Genomic DNA, 20,715 nt, shown 5'->3' on the forward strand with positions numbered 1-20,715 from the left:
AATATCCAAGGGACAGGGGGTTTACACCCCCCGCTCGCCTTTTTCTGAGATAGCAGGGACGGGTTTGTGTCATTAGCGAAAGTTCTGGAGCATTTGTTTCGTGGGGATGTGCGTCACCGTGGGGCGGCTTATCTGAAAGCCACTCGGGTATCGATTGTGCGCGTCTCGCCGGACAATCTTTATGCGGTTGTGCGCGATGGGCAGGAGCATCAGACGCAGCTGTCGCGGGTCGATGGCGAATTGAAGATGTTCTGTAGTTCCGTCGAGGGGACGAACAAGCCGACGACGACGAAGTACGTCTGGGCGACGATCCTGGCTGTCGACGAAGGTGGGTATTTGTCGGGGACGCCGAAAGCGGGGGCGATTCCTCCGTTCGTCACGACCGACCCGCATGCGATTTATGATCGTGCGTGGGGTGAAGACGATGACGAAGAAGCTGCGGACGATGACGATGTCGGCCTGGGGGGTAAGGCGAGTGTGGCGGTGAAGCGAGCTGCGGCGGCTGCTTCGGCGACGGCGGCTTCTGTTGCACCGTTGCGGGCGACTCCTTTGCGGGATTGGGAGCAGCGTCTTAAGAAGATGAAGGACGAGAGTCCATCAGCGAATCGCCATCGCGAAGTGACGGAGCGGGAATCGGAGATTCTGTACGAGATCGATGTCGAAGCGTCCAAGCAGACGCTGGACCTGGTGATTCAGTTGTCGATGAGACAACGTCGAACAGGTGGCGGCTGGGGCAAGATGAAGGCCTTGAAGTTAAAGCCTGGGCAGCTCGATCATATTGAGAGCCCGGAAGATCGACAGATTCTTTCTTACCTGCATGGTGCTTATCCGGAACGTCCGAGTGCGGCGAAGGCGGGGCTGGATCGGCCGGTTTCGGTATCGCGTTATCGCGTGGCAGTTGAACTCGCGGAGTTCCTCTTCCCGATGATGTGCCCGACGGGTCGTGTGCGGTTTCTGGGAGACAGCGAGACCAAGGGAGCCAAGCTGGGCTGGGATTCGGAAGTGCCTTGGGAGTTCTGTCTGAACCTGAGCTGGGACGAGAAGCTGACCAAGTGGAAACTGGATGGTGAATTCCGCCGTGACCAGGAGACGCTGGCGCTGAACGCGGCCAAGCTGATCGTGCCGGGTGGGCTGTTCGTGACCAATGAGAAAATCTGTCGTCTGGTTGACTATCAGGCGTTCGACTGGATTCGCACAATTCAACAGGATGGGCCGATCTACGTCAAAGAAGGGGAGCAGGAAGAACTCATTGACCGACTCCTCGATCAGCCGGTGTTGCCTCGACTGGAAATGCCGGAAGAGCTGCAGCTGGAAGAAGTTCACGTCCAGCCGATGCCGAGCTTGAGCGTGCAAACGCCAGCGGCGGGGATGAACTGGATGCCCGATCGACTCGAAGCCGATGTCGAGTTTGATTATGGAGGGGTTGTCGTTCGAGGGTCGTCGCCACAGTGGGCGCTCTTGCAGCGAGAAGAGCAGCGATGCCTGGTGCGAAGTCGGAAATTCGAGCGGGATTGCTGGTCGCAGTTGCAGCAAGCGGGGTTCCGTCGGTATCTCGATCAACGCCTGAAGCAACACGATGTCGAGATCTCGGCGCGGAATCTGGGACCTGCGGTCAAGTCGTTGATCGACTTGGGCTGGCAGGTGAAGGCGAGTGGTCGACAGATCCGCAAAGCCGGTACGCTGGCGTTCAAGGTGCGATCAGATATCGACTGGTTCGGCCTGTCTGCGGAAGTCAATTTCGAAGGGGCGACGGTCTCGTTTCCGGAGCTGCTGTCAGCGCTCGTGCGTGGTGATACGACGATCATGTTGTCGGATGGATCGTTGGGAATTCTGCCGGAGGAGTGGGCACGTCAGTATGGATTGCTCGCTGGGCTGGGTCAGTTTGATGGCGAAGAGATGCGGTTCTCAGCGGGTCAGATCAGCCTGCTGGATGCCCTGCTTTCGACACAGCAGGAAGTCGATTACGATCAGAAGTTTCTCGATATTCGCGCGAAGTTCGATCTGTCGAGTTCTCCGGAACTTCTGGTGGAACCAGCCGACTTCCGTGGGGAACTGCGTCCTTATCAGCGAAATGGTCTGGGCTGGCTGCGGTTCCTGCAGGAGCTCAACTTTGGCGGGTGTCTGGCGGACGACATGGGTCTTGGTAAGACGATCCAGGTGCTGGCGCTTTTACTTGATCGAAAGACGCAGCATAAAGCGGTCCACCCTTCGCTGGTCGTGGTGCCGAAGTCGCTGTTGTTCAACTGGAAACAGGAAGCTGAGCGATTTGCGCCGCAGCTGCGGGTGCTGGAATACACGGGGTCGAGCCGTGGCGAATTGCAGAATTCGTTCGATCAGCATGATCTGATCATCACGACTTACGGAACGCTGCGTCGGGATGTCGTCGGGCTGAAGGATCTGCAGTTTGATTACATCGTGCTCGATGAAGCGCAGACGATCAAGAATGCTCACTCGCAGGTTGCTAAGTCTGCTCGGCTGCTCAATTCGAAGTACCGACTGGCTCTTTCGGGTACGCCGATCGAGAACCATCTGGGTGACCTGTGGTCGATCTTCGAGTTCCTGAATCCGGGGCTGTTGGGCAAGAGCTCGATCTTCAAGACAGTCACTGCGGACGTCAAGAATATCGAGTCACGCAAGCTGCTGGCGCATGGGCTCAAGCCGTTTGTGTTGCGTCGTACCAAGCAGGAAGTCGCGACGGATCTTCCCGAGAAGACCGAGCAGACGATTTACTGCGATATGAACGAGGATCAACAGCGTCTGTACGACGAGCTGCGGGATCACTACCGCGCGTCGCTGCTGGGGATGGTCAAATCGCAAGGTCTGGGCAAGACGAAGATGCACGTCCTCGAGGCGCTGCTGCGTCTCCGACAAGCCGCGTGTCACCCTGCTCTGCTGGATGCAGGAGCGCGAGGGGAGCCGTTTGCGAAGCTGGATGCGCTCTGTCCGATGCTGGGTGAACTGATCGAAGGAAATCACAAGTCGATCGTCTTCTCACAGTTCACGTCGATGCTGTCGATCGTCAAAGAGCACCTCGACAAGGCGAAGATCAAGTACGTCTATCTCGATGGTCAGACGCGGAACCGCGAAGAGATCGTCAATCAGTTCCAGAATGATGAGACGGTTCCGGTGTTCCTCATCTCGCTGAAGGCCGGGGGACTGGGTTTGAACCTGACGGCAGCCGAGTACGTCTTCCTGCTCGATCCGTGGTGGAACCCTGCGGTGGAAGCTCAGGCGATCGACCGGGCTCACCGGATTGGTCAGACGCGACAGGTCTTCGCGTATCGTCTCATCACACGAGGGACGGTCGAAGAGAAGATCGCAGAACTGCAGAAGAGCAAGAAGGAACTGGCGGATTCGATCCTGGAAGCAGATCAGTCGGTCATGAGCAACCTGACGGCGGAAGATCTGCATATGCTGCTGTCGTAGGGGAGCGTAGTACAGAGGCCTGCAACACTGAAATGCTCGGTAAGTGTTATACTTACCGAGCATTTTGCGGTTTCGTAAGCAGCACTTATACAAGCATCCAACGAAGTGAGACTGGAATCCGTAATATGGTCAGACTCGTCTCACCATTCGTGCGGAAATTTTGGCCATGACTTCTGAGCGTCAGCGACAAAACCGACACCTTCGTGCTTTGCTGGTGCATCTTGCGGCTGTTGGTCTGCTGGCGGTGATTCCGCTTGTCGTGACTTCCAATTTTACGACGATTTCCGCGATCCTTGATCAGACATTGGATGGCACTGTGTCGCCGCGACACCGCTCATTGATCGTGAATGCGTCGGTGGAAGTATTTTATGTTTCCGTGTTTCTTTGCGGCTGTTATCTGGCATTCAAGATTGGCGACACAATCCTGTCGTTGCAGTCGATCCAGCCCTATCGCTATCGACGCAAAACCGATTAGGTTTTTATGCTTCTAGCGACTGTCCCGAGTGACGAAGCGGTGTCTTGATGAGGTCTGCGGAGTGGAGCATTCTAAAGCGATTCGCCCTGAATTACTTCTACTCATCGCTGCCTGCACATCGGCAATCCCGGCTGCGATGGGGTACGGTTTGTTGAATGAAGCAATAGAGAATGGCAACTATGACAATCCGCTCGATTTGACGTTCCTGTACTCGATCGCATTCTTGACCGCGCATGCGTTTAACATGGCATTGTTAGCGAGGCTGTCACTGGGACAGTTCTCCTCATTCAAGTTGGAGCTTCTTGTTGTCGTGTGTTTTTTCCTCTCGCTGTTGGGTCCCGTTGTGAGTGTCGCCCTTTCTTTTACCGTCTATACAATTCTGCCTGACTTGCTCAGACAGTTTCTAGAAGTCTCTCAGTTTCCGCTGCTGTTCTGGTTGGCGACGGCTTACTCTTTCAAGCTGATTCTCTGGAAAAGACTTCCCGTCAATTTCATTCCATTGCTCGTCTGCAGTGGACTTCTTACTTTCGGCGTTATGGGCCTCTGCCTGCTTGGGGTTCCTGGTTTCTTTACGCTTTTGGAGGGCGTTGTTTTTATTTACCTTTGTCTTGCAATTCCTTCACTGGCTATCACGGCTTACTTCATTCTTTACCAGCAGATTATCAATCCTGTCTCGGCTCAGCTGGAAACGACCACCTGAGGACTGTGAACCTGCTTACGTTATACGAGAACGATTTTGTCTCATTAACGAAATGGTTAATCGGAACATGCTGTAGAGGAAAACTGCAACGACGATTGTTAACAGGAGCTTGTGAGTGAAGGTACTGGTGCTGAAGGTCAGGCTGGCACCGGTGAATGTGAAGATGTAGGCGGAGAGGCACACCGGGCACTTGGGGATGAAGAGCCAGGTGATGGCGCTGAGGAGTGTGACGCCGAGGTGTCGTGCGGGGTGAGGAGTAGAGTGTTTGGCGGGGTGGCAGCAGCAGGGTTGAGTTGGAAGTGGTTTCATTGCTTTGGCCTTGGGGAGTGGGTGGGCGGATTGGTAGTCCGCCCTGATTCGGAACAGAGATTGGCGTCTAGCTGACGTTGAAGCGTTGCAATGCGCGATCGCGGCTCGGACGGAGCCTCTCCCTCCCGGGTAGACTATGCATGTTGTTCGGCCCAGGGGTCGACGCAGTGGGGGGCTTCGTAGTTGTCGTGGTGACGGAGCCAGTCCATGCCGGGGGCGTCCGGGGCTTCGTCGCGGCCTTTGGGGGTGAGGTCGAGGAAGTTGTAGAAGTTGAGGAAGGGGTCGAGGCCGCGGGCGTAGGTGGAGTAGGTGTGGTAGATGTTGCCAGCTTCGTCTCGGGTGAAGACGCTGAGGCCGGGGAGATCGGTGATGGGGTATGGGGGTGAGACGTAGTTGTAGATGGAGAGAGGATTTTTGAGTTCTTCTTCGGTGAAGTAGACGCCATAATCGCTATTGAAGCGATTGTTACCTGACGAGACCCATGGAAACGTCCAGCCCATGCGGTCGCGGAAGGCGAGGAGTTTTTCGATCGGGGCACGGGAGACGGTGACGAGGTTGGTATCACGGTGACGCAGGTGGATGATGGTATCGTCGTAATGGTCGGCGATCGCGGAGCAGGACTTGCAGCCCTGGGACCACTCGGGTGCGAACATGAAGTGATAGATGAGGAGTTGACTGCAGCCGTCGAAGAGTTCGGAGAGGGTGACGGGGCCGGTGGGGCCGTCGAACGTGTAGTCCTGGTCGAGTTTGACCATGGGGAGATTGCGGCGCTCGTCGGCGAGTTGTTCACGCAGGTGGGTGAGTTCTTTTTCTTTTTTGAGGAGGGCTTTGCGCGCGGCGAGCCAGGTGGAGCGGGTGGTGGGTTGGGGCATGGGGTGGTTCCTTTTTGAAGAGTTTTGTTTGGTGTTGGTTATGAAATTGGGAGTTAGTGGTTGCCTATAGCCCACCCTCAACCGCCCTTCGGGCACCTTCTCCCCTCAAGGGAGAAGGAACGGTGGTGTGGGATCTATTAACTTCGCAGAGGTCCCTCATCCGACCTCGAAGACTCGGCCACCTTCTCCCCGGGGGAGAAGGGTCAGAGGTCAAGTAACTATACGTTTTTTGGCGAGTTCGATGATGCGGTTGAGGCTTTGTTGCCAGCCTTCGTGGACGCCTTGCAGGTGGTCTTCGGAGATGAGGCCGAAGCCGGTGTGGAGGAAGGTGAGCCAGGTCCCCTCCCCTTCGGCGCGGAGTTTGTATTGGAGGTGGTTGCTCCCGGCGTAGGACATGAAAAGAGGGCCGGTGATTTCGATGAGGGTGGGTGGCTTGATGACCTGGACGTGTCCCCAGAAGTGGCCGGCGTCGTTGCCGAGGTCGCGGAACCAGCGGCCGCCGGGGAAGGGTTCCAGGATCATGGGCATCGGTTTGCCGGGGAGTTGGTTTTCGGGGCCGAGTTCGTCGAGGATGCATTCGTAGGCGATGTCGATCGGGGCGGCGATGAAGGTTTCTTTATGAACGCGGATCGTGCGGATCTGGTCGTCGGTCGCCGCGGAGATGGGAGTGGCGGACATGGGTTGGTCCTTTTTTGGGAAAGGAAGTTTTGTTGTGGCTGTTGGAGAGTGAGTGGATGGGTGCGAATGAGTGCCTATGCCCCACCCTCATCCGCCCTTCGGACACCTTCTCCCCTCAAGGGAGAAGGGACGAAATGCCGCTCCCCTCAAGGGAGAAGGGACGAAATGCCGCTCCCCTCAAGGGAGAAGGGACTGGGAATGGCGTTTCGCACTGCCCTCATTGTTCCATTCGTTTATAGAAGGCTTGTTGGCGCGATGCCCTCATCCGCCTTCGGCACCTTCTCCCGGGGGGAGAAGGGAGCTATGTGGCTAATTCTTTTGGGCGCGGTCGGCGGCTTTTTGTTCGGCTCGGGCTTTGATGCGGGCGAGTTGGGTGTCCCAGAGTTTTTCGTAGGGTTTGACCCAGTCGTGCACGGGTTTGAGCACCTCGGGTTTGAGGAAGTACAGACGCTCTTTGCCAGCCTTTTCGACATCGACAACGCCGACGGCTTTCAAGACGGCCAGGTGTTTGGAGACCGCTGGCTGGGGATGCGCAATGGCATCGACAACCTGCGTCACCGACCATCGCTGACCGTTGCTGAGCAAGCCGATGATCTCGCGTCGACGAGGTTCGGCGATCGCGTTGAAGATGTCGGAGGTGGTGGTTGCTCTGGGCATGGCCTATCGTATTCCGTTATTGGAATATGTCAAGCAGAATTTTTGTTCTTTTTGAACCGCAGATGAACGCGGGTGGACGCAGATGGTACAGTGAGGAAAGAAAGCGAGTTGTTGTGATGTATGAGGAAAAAGAACCTGAGAGTTGGGAAGCCAAGCGTGTCGAGCAGTTGTGGCGGATCTGTTTTCGGATGCAGCTGGCGGCGCTGATTCTGGCTTTTGCACCGATCCTTGCGATGTATGTCCTGGTCGTCGATATGTCATCGTTTGCGGTAATGATTCGCCAGACTGGTGGCGTTTCGCTGCTTTCGGTCGTTCTGGCTGCGTCTCAGGTGAGTCTCGCTGTTGCATTGCTCTGCATGATGGTCTGGGTGTATTTCGTTTCGAAATTGATTGCGGCGAAACAGGAGTTGAGAGAATCTTCGAAGAAACAGAAACTTTCACCATAGTTTGCGAATTTGAGTGAGTTGACGGAGTGAGTTGATGACAGAACAAACGAAGAGGCGGCGTTCGATACCAAGCTGGGAAAATCGAAGGGCAATCTGGCTGCAACAGACAGGATTTCGTCTTCTGATTGCAGCATTCTTGTTCGCTGTGCCATACATTTTTGTGGGAATCTCATTCGTTACCGACTCGAAATTTTACGAATGGAGCTTAGCGACTTTTGCAAGTGACAAGCCCATCATCTCAGTCATACAGATTAGCTCTTATAGCCTGTTTCTCGGGACTGTCTGTCTCGCTGCAGCGATCTACTTTTTTGTGGAAGCTTATCAAGTGAGAAAGAGGTTGGATTTGCAAAGCGTTGAGGCTCCCCAGCAGCCGACACGGAGAGTGAGCGATGATTGATTATGATAATTCCGAGACTCACACTCATCAGCCGAAACGACTCTTGATGGCTTGGGGACTGCACCTTATATTACTGGCCGGGACGCTGTTTGGACTTGAGATGTTCGAGTATTTTTGGCCACTTCGGATCTACGAGTACGTCAATCCACAGCTCCTTTTTTATCCTATTTCACTTCTACTCGCCGGTTTGCTTTATCTCGCTTTCGAGAAGATTTCTGTGTGGACTTGGGTCTTCGCCAGCGTTCTGAATCCAGTGCTCGTTTTCTTTGGAATTGTGCTTCTTTTTGTTCTCTTTGCTGATCCCGCGCCGTAGTCCATTTGGTGCGGTTCGCAAAGCCTCACCGGCACCCTACAATATGAGTTATGACGTCGATTGATTTACAGAGTGTGGCTGCGGAGGTGCGTTCGCGGGAAGGCCTGCGCATTGGCCGGGTGGTGTTGCCGTCGCGTTATCTGGTGTCGCCGCTCGCGGGGTATACGAATCTGGCGTTTCGTCGGCTGGTGCGGGGGTTGGGGGGTGTGGGGCTGGCGACGACTGATCTGGTGAATGCGCGGGCGCTCATTGAGAAGCGGCCTAAGACGATGAAGATGGTCGAGTCGCATGATGACGACCGGCCGTTTTCGGTGCAGATTTTTGGGAGTGAGCCGTGGGTGATGCGGGATGCGGCTCAGATGCTCGAGGGGATGGGGGTTGACCTGATCGATATCAACATGGGCTGCCCGGTCGAGCATGTGACGAAGAACGGGGCCGGCGCGTCGATGATGTGTGCGCCGGAGCAGACAGTGAAGCTGGCGCAGAGCGTGGTCGATGCGGTCAAGATTCCAGTCACGGTCAAGATGCGTCTGGGATGGGATGCGACGCAGATCACGGCGCCGCGGTTTGCGCGGGACTTTGAGCAGGTGGGGGTGAAGAGTGTCATGATTCATGGTCGGACGCGGGAGCAGGGGTTTCGCGGGACGGTGGATCGAGAGGGAATTCGCAAGGTGGTCGAGGCGGTTGAGTCGATCCCGGTGATCGCGAATGGGGACATGCGGAACGTCGAGGATGTGGCGCGGATGTTTGTCGAGACGGGGTGTCGCGGAGTGAGTATCGGACGCGGGGCGCTCGCGAATCCGTGGATCTTTTCGCAACTGGTGCAGTGGGAAGCGACCGGGAGTTTTGAGAGTGGCAAGGGGTTTGATGAATGGATGGATGTGCTGGTCCGTCAGTTCGAATTTCTGTGCGAGCAGCATGGGGATGAGAGTGGCGTGATTGCGTTTCGGAAAACGATTGCCTGGTATCTGAAAGCGATGCGTGTCTATCCAAGTCAGCGGGATCTGGCGCAGCGGGCACAGAATGGACGGGAGTTTTATGAGGTCGTCGAGCAGATCAAGACGACCGGGCCGATGACAGGGGATCGGAATCGGCTGCCGGAGTTGAATATTCCGGTGCCGGGAGGGCCGAATGCGCATTGGTAGTTGATTGGGGAGAGAGACTGGAACGCAGAGGGAGCGGAGGTGGGCAGAGGTCGCGGAGGGTTTAACGCGACGGCGCTAAGACGCGAAGGTTGAGAGAGGTGTAAGTAGATTTGTTGAGCGATATAAATTTGCAGAGATCCCTCATCCGACCTCGACTGTTTTGATTGCGAACCCGAGGTTCGACTCGGCCACCTTCTACCCGGGGGAGAAGGGGCAGAATCTAGCAAATTGTCTCAGGAGGCTGGCGTAATTGATTCAAAACAGGCTGTTGTTCTGGAGATTTTTCGCATTAACTCTCAAAGGGGTGAGGTTTTTGATTGAGATTGCGCGGGGGGATACATTAGAGTCCGTTGATCCATCCATTGTGTCAGCGTGTCCATCACGACTGACGTTTTGATTGTGCCCTGCGTACCTTCAGAGAGACCAATCATGCCTCATCGCCCCAATCGACGTGACTTCTTGCAGACAGCTTCGATGGCTGCCCTCGCCTCTTCGACGCTCCCCATGTTCGGCTCCCCTTCCCTGTCTCTGGCTGCTCAGGCTGCCAAGTCTCCTAATGAGCGACTCAACTGGGCGGTCGTCGGCTCGGGGGATCGCTGGGGGGTGAATTCGAAAGAGAGACTCGGAGCCGTCGGTGGTCAGTCGATGCCGTTTGGGGACTATGTGGCTGTCTGTGATGTCGACTCGGATCGTGCGAATCGCGCGAAGGATCTGACCGGGGGCAAAGCGGATGTCTATGAAGACTATCGCAAGGTTCTGGATCGTAAGGATGTCGATGCGGTGATCGTCGTCACGACGGATCACTGGCACGTCAAGGTTGCCATCGAAGCCATGCAGGCGGGCAAAGATGTTTATTGCGAGAAGCCTTTGACGCTGACGATTGAAGAAGGTCAGCAGATCTGCAAGGTCGCGAAAGAAACGGGTCGGGTCTTCCAGGTCGGAACGCAGCAGCGTAGCGAAATGGGGAATCGGTTCCTGACGTTTGTCGCGCTGGCTCACTCAGGTCGACTGGGCAAGCTCAAGAAGATCACTTGCGCGATCGGTGGCGCTCCGTCGTGTGATCCACAGCCGGTCGTCGACGTGCCTGCGAATCTGAACTGGAACATGTGGCTGGGACAGGCTCCAGAGACCCCTTATCGCAAGCTGCGTTGCCACTATGAATTCCGCTGGTGGTATGAGTACTCGGGCGGCAAGATGACTGACTGGGGTGCTCACCACGTCGACATCGCATCGTGGGCCATCAACATGCTGGGCGAAAGCGACGGGCCATCGAAGATCACGCCTGTGATGGACGATGTTGTCCATCCTGTCCCTCTCAAAGACGGGATGCCCACCCAGGACGATCGTTATAACGTCGCGACGAAGTTCCGCATCAATGTCAGCTATCCAAACGGCATCGAGATGGCGATTCGCGATCAAGCCCAAGATCTGGGCTTCGGGAACGGGATCATGCTCGAAGGCGAGAACGGGACGATCTTCGTCGACCGCGGCAAGATCACCGGCGACCTGGTCGACGACATGAAGACCAACCCACTGCCAGACGATGCGATCAAGATGCTGTGCAAAGGCAAAGAGCCTGGCAATCACATGCGAAACTTCGTCGAGTGTATCCGCGATCGCAGCCTGCCGGTTTCGGATGTCTTCACGCACCACAAAGCAATGACGACCTGCCACCTTGCCAACATTGCGATCCGTCTGGGTCGCGAGTTGAACTGGGATGCGAAAGCCGAGAAGATCGTCGGCGACGATCAGGCCCAGAGCTTCGTCAGCCGGGAGCAGCGTAAGGGGTTTGAGATCAAGGTTTGACGTTTGAGTTGATGATGCAGAATGAAACGCTGGTCGGGGAAGGTTGTCCCTGGCCAGCGTTTTTTTTTGTTGTCTGGATTCACAATTGGTGCGGTTCGAGGACTCGTCGGCACCCTGCTTTTTGCTGGGAGTCGATAAGGAGATGGAGGAGAACACTAGCCTATCGCCCACCCTCATCCGCCCTTCGGGCACCTTCTCCCCTCGAGGGAGAAGGGACGGGGAATGGAGTTTCGCACTGCCCTCATTGTTCCATTAGTTTATAGGAGGCTTGTTGGCGCGATGCCCTCATCCGTCGGCGAAGCGCCGCCACCTTCTCCCGGGGGGAGAAGGAACATGATGGCACCCTGCTCTACTTTTTGGTGGGGAGTTTTGCGTTGACGCTTTTATGCCAGGCGAGGAGTTCTTCCAAGAGTTCCAGGGCTTTCTCGGGGTTGTCTTGGGCGAGGTTTTTGGATTCGGAGATATCATCTTCGAGGTTATAGAGTTCGATGGAGTTCCAGGGGGAGCTGGTGTTTTGTTGGTCGTCGAGGATCCATTCTTCGTGGAAGAGGTGGAGTTTCCAGGGGCCTTTGCGCATGGTGGTGACGGGGGGAGTGCGGAAGTCGGGGTTCTTGGCGCCGGGGTTGGCGTTGTCGAGGTAGCCGGGGAAGAACCAGAAGATGGCGCGATCAGCGACCTGGGTCTGACCTTCGAAGAGAGGCTTCAAAGAGACGCCATCGAGGGTTTTGTTGAAAGGGACTTTTGCGCCGGCGAGTTCGAGGAAGGTGGGGTAGAAGTCGAGGTTGATGACGGGAGTATTGCAGACGCTGTCGGGTTTGATGACTTTGGGCCAGCGGGCGATCATGGGGACGCGGATGCCGCCTTCGTAGTACATGCCTTTGAAGCCGCGCAGGGGTTTGGGCGGTGATTGCGGGAGAGCGCCGTTATCGGACATGAAGAGGACGAGAGTGTTGTCTTCGATGCCAAGGTCGTCGATTTTCTCCAGGAGAATGCCGACGCCATCGTCCATCTGGGCGTTCATGGCGGCGTATTTTTTGTTTTTCTGGTATTCGCCGTCGGGCTGACTGGCCATCTTTTTGAGCATGGCTTCCCGTGCCTGAATGGGCATGTGGGTCGCGTGATGAGGGACATAGAGGAAAAAGGGCGTCTGCTTGTGGTTCTTGAGCGAATCCTCCATGAAGTCACAGGCGCGCTGCGTAATGCGATAGATCCATTTGGGGTCGTCTGATTCCTGAAATTCTTTGGGCTTGGGAGGATGGGTCATGTCAGTAACGTCGAAGCCCTGATCGCTGGGGAGGAAGGGAGATTCGGTGCCGAGGTGCCATTTGCCGAACATGCCGGTGCGATATCCCGCCATTTTCAATGCTTCGGCGATGGTGACCTGTTCGGCGGCGAGATCCTGGACGTTCGGGACGGGGGTCAGTCGCATTTTCTGTTTCGGGCCACGATTCGTGGAACCGACCGCATAAAAGTGGTGTCGAGGAGTGTACTGGCCTGAAATCATGCAGGCTCGGCTGGGGGCACAGTTGCCAGCAGCGGCGTAGGCATTCGTAAAGACCATGCCCTGCTTGGCGAAGCGGTCGATGTTTGGGGTTTGATAGAAGTCAGAGCCTTGAAAGCCGGCGTCTTTCCAGCCCATGTCGTCGATAAAGATGAGGACGATGTTTGGTTTTGGCGTGTCTTCTGCGTGGGCTTGGGTGTCTGGCGTGAACAGGTATGCTATGACCAGGGCAGCTAAGAGTGTGCGTGCCATGATTTCGTCTCCTCGATGCGAGTGCGTCAAATTGTCATGCGTGATTGATGTTATTCGTGAGATTATGGGCTTGTGACTCCATTTGCAAAAGATAGTATCACATGAACTTATACCGAGAGAGCGTCGCATCAACACAAATTTGAACAGCCTTTTCATCAACGTGCGCGAGTGTTATGATTTCGCCCGTCGATTTTGCCCATCCGCTACCGCGCCGGGCGGCTCGCATTGCGACTGCAGATGACTGTCAAATGCGTTCGTCCCCACGACTGAAATCAACGAGAGAAGCTGCCTTATGACTCAAGCCAATCCTTTTGGCGGTACGAAAACTTTGGACACCAAAGCGGGTCAGTTTTCTTATTTCCCGCTTTCCGCAGTGGAAGAAGCTGGCCTGACGACGATCTCCCGTCTGCCGTTTTCGATTCGCGTGTTGCTGGAATCAGTGTTGCGAAAGCTCGACAATTTCATTGTCACCGAGCAAGACGTCAAGAACGTTGCCAGCTGGAATCCGAAGTCGGTTGCTGCCGTCGAGATTCCGTTCAATCCTGGTCGCGTGGTGCTGCAGGACTTCACCGGGGTGCCAGCGGTCGTTGATCTGGCTGCCCTGCGAGAAGCGATGGTCCGCATGGGGGGAGATCCGAAGAAGATCAACCCGCTCGTGCCGTGCGATCTGGTCATCGATCACTCGGTGCAAGTCGATGAGTTTGCCAGTAAGTTCGCGCTGCAGCTGAACCTCGATAAGGAATTCGAACGCAATATCGAGCGTTATCAATTCCTGCGATGGGGTCAGCAGGCGTTTCAGAATTTCCGCGTCATTCCGCCAGCGACGGGGATCGTGCACCAGGTCAACCTCGAGTACCTGGCGACGCTGGTCCTTACGAAGGATGGGGTCGTTTATCCGGACAGTCTGGTCGGGACCGATTCCCACACGACGATGATCAACGGCCTGGGGGTCGTGGGTTGGGGTGTCGGCGGGATCGAAGCCGAAGCGGTTATGCTGGGGCAGCCGATTTACATGCTGCTGCCGGAAGTGGTCGGGTTCAAGCTGACGGGGTCTCTGCCGGAAGGGGCGACCGCGACGGATCTGGTTCTGACCGCGACGCAGATGCTGAGGGCTCATAAGGTCGTCGGGAAGTTCGTCGAGTTCTTTGGTCCTGGTTTGTCAGCGATGACGCTGGCTGACCGCGCGACGATTGCGAACATGGCGCCAGAGTATGGGGCGACGATCGGGTTCTTCCCCGTCGATGACGAAACGCTGCGTTATATGGAGCGAACCGGGCGTTCGTCGGAACTGGTCGATCTGGTCGAGAAGTATTACAAAGCCCAGGGGATGTTCCGCACGAACGAGACTCCTGATCCTGAATTCACCAGCACGCTGGAACTGGATCTCTCAACGGTTAGACCGTCACTGGCGGGGCCGAAGCGTCCTCAGGACCGCATTCTGCTCGACGACATGAAGACCAAGTGGCAGAGTGATCTGGCAACGACGTTTGGTCGTCAAACGCCTGCAACACCGGTTGAAGTGAAGTTCGAGGAAGGTGCTCGCCCGAAGATCGAAGATGGTTCGGTGGTGATTGCAGCGATTACCAGCTGCACCAACACGAGTAACCCGTCGGTCATGATCGGGGCTGGTCTGCTGGCCAAGAAGGCTGTCGAGAAAGGCCTGACACGCAAGCCTTGGGTCAAGACGTCGCTGGCACCGGGGAGCCGGGTGGTGACGGATTATCTTGATAAGGCAGGGTTGGCTCCCTATCTGGATGAAGTCGGGTTCAACCTCGTTGGATACGGCTGCACGACGTGTATCGGCAACAGCGGTCCTCTGCCGGATGCGGTTTCGGCTGCGGTCGCAGAGGGGGATCTGGTGGTCTCGGCTGTGCTATCAGGGAACCGGAACTTCGAAGGTCGTATCAATCCGCAGGTCAAAGCCAACTATCTGGCGAGCCCTCCGCTGGTGGTCGCCTATGCGATTGCTGGCACGACTGATTTCGATTTCAAGACACAGCCTCTGGGCAAAGACAAAGCCGGCAAGGACGTCTTCCTGAAAGACATCTGGCCGACTCAGAAAGAAATTCAGGACGCGATGGATGCCTCGCTGTCGCCTGAAATCTTCGTCAATGAATACGCCAAGGCGAGTGATGGTCCTGAAGAGTGGCAGAAAATCACAGGGGCAGAAGGGGATCTCTACAAGTGGGATCTCGACAGCACCTACGTTCAAGAGCCGCCGTTTTTCCAGGATATGCCCGTCGAGCCGAGCCCGATCAAGGGGATCAGCAATGCTCGCGTCCTGGCGTTGCTGGGTGACTCAGTCACGACGGACCACATCTCACCTGCTGGGGCGATCAAGAAGTCAGCGCCGGCTGGTTTGTACCTGCAGGAACAAGGCGTCAAGCCGGACGACTTCAACAGCTACGGGTCACGACGCGGCAACGACCGGGTCATGACACGCGGAACATTCGCGAACATTCGTCTGCGAAACCTGCTGGCTCCGGGGACCGAGGGTGGCGTCACGAAATACTTGCCGACCGGCGAAGTGATGTCGATCTACGATGCATCGCTGAAGTACAAAGCGACTGACACGTCGCTGGTGGTGCTCGCAGGTGCCGAGTATGGGACCGGGTCTTCTCGTGACTGGGCCGCCAAGGGAACATTCCTGTTGGGGATCAATGCGGTCATCGCGGTTTCGTTCGAGCGGATTCACCGATCGAACCTGGTCGGGATGGGTGTGCTGCCGTTGCAGTTCCGCGAAGGGGAAGACGCGGCCTCTCTGGGACTCGATGGAACCGAGATTTTCGACATCTCACTGGATGACAACCTCAAGCCGCTGCAGGCGATTGAAGTCACGGCTCGCAAAGCCGACGGGACGGAAGTCTACTTCGTCGCGACGTGTCGGATCGATACGCCGGTCGAGGTGTTGTACTACCGCAACGGCGGGATCCTGCACAAAGTTCTGCGGGATCTGTTGAAGAGCTAAACGAATGCCTTGAATTAATGAAGAAGCGGGAACGTGATGTGAGTCACGTTCCCGCTTTCGTGCGCGACGACGGGGATGAGTAATATGGAATACCGCAAAACAGCTACTTTCATCGCACTGATGATGTTTTTATGCATTGGATGCGATTCGGGCAGTCCAGATCACACTCTCACGATCCCAGATGAAGAGCAGATTGTTCTCGTTGTCAAGAATATCGAGCCAATATTGAAGCTTGATGAACAGGAGATTCGACTTGTGGATCAGAAAATCATTCATGATCAGGAAGTCGTTTCGAAGTGGCTAAGCTACTTTCCTGATGACTCAAACCAGAAGGATGAGCTGATTGGTATTGGTGCCTCTTCACGAGCTTCCGTTGACATCATTCAAGGTGGAAAACGCTTACGCATCATCGGCATCGATGAGGACCTTGCCTGGTGGACCGGCAATTCGAGTCACGTGTTGGATGATTCATTTCCAGCATTCTTCGCCGAGCAGATGCGAGTGGAGCAGTTAGTCAGCGAGTAGTTTACTGCTCCAAAATAAGACAGGGGATTGACATCCCCCGCTCGCCTTAAGACTGGTCAGGCGCTCATTTGAAATTCATCAACGAATTCTCACGCTTATGTCGTTGTTGGCGGTTCGGATCGCTCTGCCCTGATGTGTGGTTGGTTATTCGAGTGATCTTCTGGAGAATCGCGTCCATCGCTGCTTTTCCTTGTCAGGGGATGGGACTTTCATACGACTCCACGGTTTCGTATCAGGCCTGCCAATGAAGACCGTGGAGAGTGACGACCCGATGAGCGAAGCCATGACAGGGATTGTTCCAGAGGATGCTCTGTTGATCGAGACCGCTGACGAAACGCATGCCCACTGGGGAGCCGTTTTCTCTTTGTCGCTGAGCGTCGTGGGATTCATTATCGCGGAATTGCTTCCCGTCAGTCTGCTGACTCCGATCGCGGCTGATCTGGGAGTGACCGACGGGATGGCCGGACAAGCGATCACCACGACATCGCTGATCGCGCTCTTTTCGAGCCTCTTCACAGCGACGGTCACACACCGCTATGACCGACGTTCTGTGGTGCTGTTTTTTGCCGTCGTGCTCGTGGCCTCGAATCTTCTCGTGGCGTTTGCGACCAACTATGTGATGTTCCTGGCAGGACGTGTTCTACTGGGAGTTGGCCTGGGAGGGTTCTGGTCGATGGCCGCTGCGATCTCGACCCGTCTGGTTCCTGCATCGATGGTCCCGCAAGCCCTCTCGATCATCTTCGGAGGGGTTTCCTTTGGAATGGTGGCAGCGGGTCCTGTCGGGAGTTTTCTGGGTGGGATCATCGGCTGGCGAGGGATTTTCCTGGGAGCAGCAGTGCTCGCGTTTGGTGGATTCTGCTGGCAGTATTTTGTACTGCCCTCTATCAAGCCGACTGGGCATGCGAAACTGAGTACGTTGCTTGAGATTCTCAGACGTCCTCACATTGGCGTCGGCATGGTGGGAATGATGCTGGTCTTTGGCGGTCACTTTGTGTTCTTCACCTACGTCCGCCCATTTCTTGAGGTCGTCACGGGAGTCAACGGGCATGGGGTCTCCAGCATGCTGCTGGCTTTCGGGATCGCCAACATCATCGGAACGTCTCTGGCTGGTGGACTCGTTCGTAAGAGTCTTCGCTATTCACTCGGCTTAACGCCACTCTTGATGGCGATTCTCGCGACCGCCCTGGTCGCTGGAGGGACTTCTCTTGTTTTGACAGCCGCCTGCGTGGCGGGCTGGGGCTTTGCCTTTGGACTGATTCCCGTGGCCTGGACGACGTGGGGAACTCGAACCGTTGCGGATGAAATCGAAAGCATGGGTGGACTTCAAGTTGCTGCGATTCAGGCAGCCATCACTGCGGGGGCTGGCATTGGCGGGATGCTGCTCGATGCCAGTGGTCCGCACGGGGCATTCATCGGAAGCGCCGTCGTTTTGTACCTGGGAGCAGCGATCATTCTCTTCGCATTGCGAGCAGTCCCAGAGACGGGTGAATCGGCGTCGTATGGTCACTAAGGTTGTGCCAGTTTAAAGCAGTGTCGCAATCTGGCCGGCCTTTTCTTTGATCTGATTTTTGTGCTTGAGCTGGAGCAGGCTCTGCATCTCTTTTTCGATGGCAGAGGCCTTGGCTGGAGAATCGGCTTTGAGTTGAGTGAAGATCGTTTCGACGTCTTGTTTGACGGGACTGATGTCGCCAACCTGCGCGACGTTTTCGAGAATGCGTTTGAGGCGGACTTCAGGTTTCTCGGTGGTGTTCGTTGCTGGATTGCAGCCGGACACCACTACGAGGGAGACAGACAAAAGGAGCGTTGTCAGATAATTCATGATCGAATCCTCAAGTTGTTTCTCGCGAAGCCCCATCCCGAGGGCCTGCCGTTATTTGAATGCCTATCATAAAAAAGCCCCCGGCCTGATGGACGGGGGCTTGCGTGAATTTTGCGTTAAGTGTGCTTGTTCTGAGCGATCGACAATTACAGCTTGCCAATAATCTGATTCGCTTTTTCTTTCATCTTGTCGCCCTTCAGCATGTAGAGCTCTTTAATGTCACCTTCGATCGCGGTGGCTTTGGCTTCATCTTTGGCTTTGAGCTTGGTCAGTTCTTCATTGATCATGAGCTCAGCAGAACCGACTTCGCTACCTTTAGCAACATCGGCAAGGACTCGCTTCAGAGATGCTTCCGGAGAAGTATCAACACTGAGGGCGATCGTATTATCGGGAGTCGTGGCACCGCCGCAACCGGAAGCAAATGCGAGACAAAGCAACGCTGCAATTGTTGAGAACTTCATGCGAATTACCTCTTGATGATGAGCGACGAAAATTGAAAACCGCATGCTGAAATCACGCGAATGATCTCGGAGCATGCGGCATTTAGAAAAGAAAAAGCCCAGTGCTATTATGGGAACGAAACGGTCTGGCCATCGCGAGCGTGACCGAGGCGTTGGTAAGTCAGCAGATCAATGTTTTCGCTGACGAAGTGAACGCTACCGTCGCCCATGACAACCTGAACGCCACCTTTGTGTCGGCTACGTGCGGCGTAAATACCGTTGTGGTGAGCGTCACCATTTCCAGCAGCAGCAGATGAGAGCGAAGGATACTTCCAGTTTGGTGGGCAGAGAGTGTTGTACATGGAGTTGAGCATAAAGGCGCTGTGAAAACGTCGGCCTGCGTTGTTGAGGATTGAGGTTCCGCCTTGTCCTGCTGCCAAAGCAGCTGCTCCGGCGGTTTCGAGTTCGGCAGCTGGGGTGAAAAGTCTCGTGGCTGGGGCCGTTGTCTGCTCTTTCACGATATCGGAATTGATCGTGAAGACACCTCCGTTGTCATCGCCACGAATGATTTCAGAAATCATGATCGTATTTGACAGGCCATCGAGGACGTCTGCGAATCGAGTGTGGTAGCGGAAGTTGAACATACCGACGGCGTCTGCACGAGCCGTTGACCAGGTGTTGTAAGTTGGGCCGACGCTGCCGACGTAATTGTTGTAGCTGCTGTCGGTACCGTTGGCGCCGGGTGGCGAGATGTCGGATGGGCAGATGAAGGCAGGGATATTGTTGCGTGCGACCGCTAAATCATTTTTGTTGTATGGTGTTTGTGAGCCACAGGCACCGTTACCGGACAGGAGGGTGTAACGAAAGTCAAGTGAATCATATAGAGCTGATTGCTCGACATTGGGGAGAATCTGGGTCAGGAAGCTATGGGATCGCCAGTCAGTCCCCTCACCTGTTCCGCAGCCTTGCGTGGCGTAGCGGCCGACTGAGAGGGTGTTGAAGGTATCGTGATAGTTGTGGAGTGCGATGCCGAGCTGCTTCAGGTTATTTTTGCAGCTGGACCTGCGGGCGGCTTCGCGCGCCTGCTGGACGGCGGGGAGCAGAATGGCGACGAGAGTCGCGATGATGGCGATAACAACCAGTAGCTCGATCAGAGTAAAGCCTCGGTTGGATCGCTGAACAGGAGCGTTCGGCATGACAGCATTCCTTCGTGAAACAGAAAATCGTTAGGAAGTGGCGACAAAAAGTTGAAGAGCAGAATTTGCGGCAGATTGATTCCGCTGAAGTCCAAGAGCATCACCGATTGGACATATAATCTCAATAACATACGAAAAACGACGCTATTGAACGCCAATCATAAGCACTTTTGCTGATGCGTACATATCTATAACACTAAATGCAGCACTTTTCTGAGAAATATTCCACAACTGCTGTATTCCTATGCCGGGATATTTGTCCCATTCACCACTCGACTCAGCACATGTTCTCAACGTGCCATGCTTGCGGCTTTGAGCAAGCATGTTCTGAACACTTCAACGTCAAACGAAGCACATGCCCACCCCAAGCTGTGAGCATGGCACGACTTTTGTGAACGCGCTGACTCAAATTGGCATTGGAATGATAGGCATCCATCAAACGAAAAAGGCCCCGCAAGACAGGAGTCTTGCGGGGCCTTCAATTGATCTGCATCGCCTGCTCAGCAAAGATTACTTCGCGAGGGCGGTTTTGACTTCGCCCACGACCTCGGTGAAGACTTCGGGATACATCGCAGCCACATCGTTGAGTGATTTGCGATTGAGTGTGATTTCGGCTTTGGTGGCAAGCTGCTCGATTCCGGTGGACCGCAGGTCGCATTCCCGGGGAGTACCGTCATTTTGAATCTGGTAGCAGCGATCTTTCTTTTCTTTCTGAAAGCGGTCCCGGAGACCAGTGAAGCTGTCTCTCATTGACACTGAGGACGACAGATCTTGCGGAACTACTTAAGCA

General features: G+C 55.3%; 19 protein-coding genes. 10 read left to right on the forward strand and 9 right to left on the reverse strand.

What is annotated here, in order from left to right; translation table 11 throughout:
- Positions 1–66: 66 nt before the first annotated feature.
- From SH248x_RS12020 to SH248x_RS12030, 3 genes are all read left to right on the forward strand, one after another.
- Positions 67–3,426 (forward strand): DEAD/DEAH box helicase, encoded by a 3,360-nt coding sequence (locus SH248x_RS12020; protein WP_459554518.1) that lies wholly within the window; start codon positions 67–69, stop codon positions 3,424–3,426.
- 166 nt (positions 3,427–3,592) lie between these two features.
- On the forward strand, positions 3,593–3,901 hold the full coding sequence (locus SH248x_RS12025) for a hypothetical protein (protein ID WP_459554519.1): 309 nt from the start codon (positions 3,593–3,595) through the stop codon (positions 3,899–3,901).
- A 61-nt stretch (positions 3,902–3,962) separates the two neighbouring features.
- Positions 3,963–4,601 (forward strand): hypothetical protein, encoded by a 639-nt coding sequence (locus SH248x_RS12030; RefSeq protein WP_459554520.1) that lies wholly within the window; start codon positions 3,963–3,965, stop codon positions 4,599–4,601.
- A gap of 15 nt (positions 4,602–4,616) precedes the next feature.
- Here SH248x_RS12030 and SH248x_RS12035 read toward each other — a convergent pair whose 3' ends face one another.
- From SH248x_RS12035 to SH248x_RS12050, 4 genes are all read right to left on the reverse strand, one after another.
- Positions 4,617–4,910 (reverse strand): hypothetical protein, encoded by a 294-nt coding sequence (locus SH248x_RS12035; protein ID WP_459554521.1) that lies wholly within the window; start codon positions 4,908–4,910, stop codon positions 4,617–4,619.
- Positions 4,911–5,044: 134 nt separating this feature from the next.
- Positions 5,045–5,782 (reverse strand): DUF899 domain-containing protein, encoded by a 738-nt coding sequence (locus tag SH248x_RS12040; protein ID WP_459554522.1) that lies wholly within the window; start codon positions 5,780–5,782, stop codon positions 5,045–5,047.
- A gap of 210 nt (positions 5,783–5,992) precedes the next feature.
- Entirely contained in the window at positions 5,993–6,460 is a 468-nt protein-coding gene (locus SH248x_RS12045) for an SRPBCC family protein (RefSeq protein WP_459554523.1), read from the reverse strand.
- A gap of 309 nt (positions 6,461–6,769) precedes the next feature.
- A complete protein-coding gene (locus SH248x_RS12050; RefSeq protein WP_459554524.1) occupies positions 6,770–7,117 on the reverse strand; it encodes an ArsR/SmtB family transcription factor in 348 nt (115 codons plus the stop codon).
- Positions 7,118–7,233: 116 nt separating this feature from the next.
- On the opposite strand from SH248x_RS12050, the gene SH248x_RS12055 reads away from it, so the two are divergent.
- From SH248x_RS12055 to SH248x_RS12070, 4 genes are all read left to right on the forward strand, one after another.
- Complete coding sequence (locus SH248x_RS12055) at positions 7,234–7,563, forward strand: hypothetical protein (RefSeq protein WP_459554525.1); 330 nt, start codon at positions 7,234–7,236, stop codon at positions 7,561–7,563.
- Positions 7,564–7,952: 389 nt separating this feature from the next.
- Positions 7,953–8,273, forward strand: coding sequence for a hypothetical protein (locus tag SH248x_RS12060; protein WP_459554526.1), 321 nt, complete (start codon positions 7,953–7,955; stop codon positions 8,271–8,273).
- Positions 8,274–8,323: 50 nt separating this feature from the next.
- Positions 8,324–9,418, forward strand: coding sequence for a tRNA dihydrouridine synthase (gene dusB, locus SH248x_RS12065; protein ID WP_459554527.1), 1,095 nt, complete (start codon positions 8,324–8,326; stop codon positions 9,416–9,418).
- 429 nt (positions 9,419–9,847) lie between these two features.
- Positions 9,848–11,224: a Gfo/Idh/MocA family protein gene (locus tag SH248x_RS12070; RefSeq protein WP_459554528.1), complete on the forward strand. Its 1,377-nt coding sequence runs from the start codon at positions 9,848–9,850 to the stop codon at positions 11,222–11,224.
- Between the two features lie 349 nt (positions 11,225–11,573).
- On the opposite strand, the gene SH248x_RS12075 is transcribed toward SH248x_RS12070, so the two are convergent.
- A complete protein-coding gene (locus SH248x_RS12075) occupies positions 11,574–12,977 on the reverse strand; it encodes a sulfatase (protein ID WP_459554529.1) in 1,404 nt (467 codons plus the stop codon).
- 292 nt (positions 12,978–13,269) lie between these two features.
- Here SH248x_RS12075 and acnA point away from each other — a divergent pair, with 292 nt between their 5' ends.
- The 3 genes from acnA (at position 13,270) to SH248x_RS12090 (ending at position 17,980) form a co-directional block, all read left to right on the forward strand.
- Complete coding sequence (gene acnA, locus SH248x_RS12080; protein WP_459554530.1) at positions 13,270–15,945, forward strand: aconitate hydratase; 2,676 nt, start codon at positions 13,270–13,272, stop codon at positions 15,943–15,945.
- A gap of 75 nt (positions 15,946–16,020) precedes the next feature.
- Positions 16,021–16,470, forward strand: a complete 450-nt coding sequence (locus tag SH248x_RS12085) for a hypothetical protein (protein ID WP_459554531.1) — start codon at positions 16,021–16,023, stop codon at positions 16,468–16,470.
- Between the two features lie 244 nt (positions 16,471–16,714).
- Positions 16,715–17,980 (forward strand): MFS transporter, encoded by a 1,266-nt coding sequence (locus SH248x_RS12090; protein ID WP_459554532.1) that lies wholly within the window; start codon positions 16,715–16,717, stop codon positions 17,978–17,980.
- A 12-nt stretch (positions 17,981–17,992) separates the two neighbouring features.
- Here SH248x_RS12090 and SH248x_RS12095 read toward each other — a convergent pair whose 3' ends face one another.
- The 4 genes from SH248x_RS12095 to SH248x_RS12110 all read right to left on the reverse strand — a co-directional run bounded on the left by SH248x_RS12095 (position 17,993) and on the right by SH248x_RS12110 (position 20,681).
- Positions 17,993–18,289, reverse strand: a complete 297-nt coding sequence (locus SH248x_RS12095; protein ID WP_459554533.1) for a hypothetical protein — start codon at positions 18,287–18,289, stop codon at positions 17,993–17,995.
- 146 nt (positions 18,290–18,435) lie between these two features.
- A complete protein-coding gene (locus tag SH248x_RS12100; RefSeq protein WP_459554534.1) occupies positions 18,436–18,750 on the reverse strand; it encodes a hypothetical protein in 315 nt (104 codons plus the stop codon).
- A gap of 107 nt (positions 18,751–18,857) precedes the next feature.
- A complete protein-coding gene (locus tag SH248x_RS12105) occupies positions 18,858–19,925 on the reverse strand; it encodes a DUF1559 domain-containing protein (protein ID WP_459554535.1) in 1,068 nt (355 codons plus the stop codon).
- Between the two features lie 510 nt (positions 19,926–20,435).
- Positions 20,436–20,681 carry a hypothetical protein gene (locus SH248x_RS12110; protein WP_459554536.1) on the reverse strand — a complete coding sequence of 82 codons (246 nt, stop codon included), beginning with the start codon at positions 20,679–20,681 and terminating at the stop codon, positions 20,436–20,438.
- Between the last annotated feature and the right edge of the window lie 34 nt (positions 20,682–20,715).

This window comes from Lacunimicrobium album (genome assembly GCF_052161635.1).
Lineage (GTDB): Bacteria > Planctomycetota > Planctomycetia > Planctomycetales > Planctomycetaceae > SXPC01.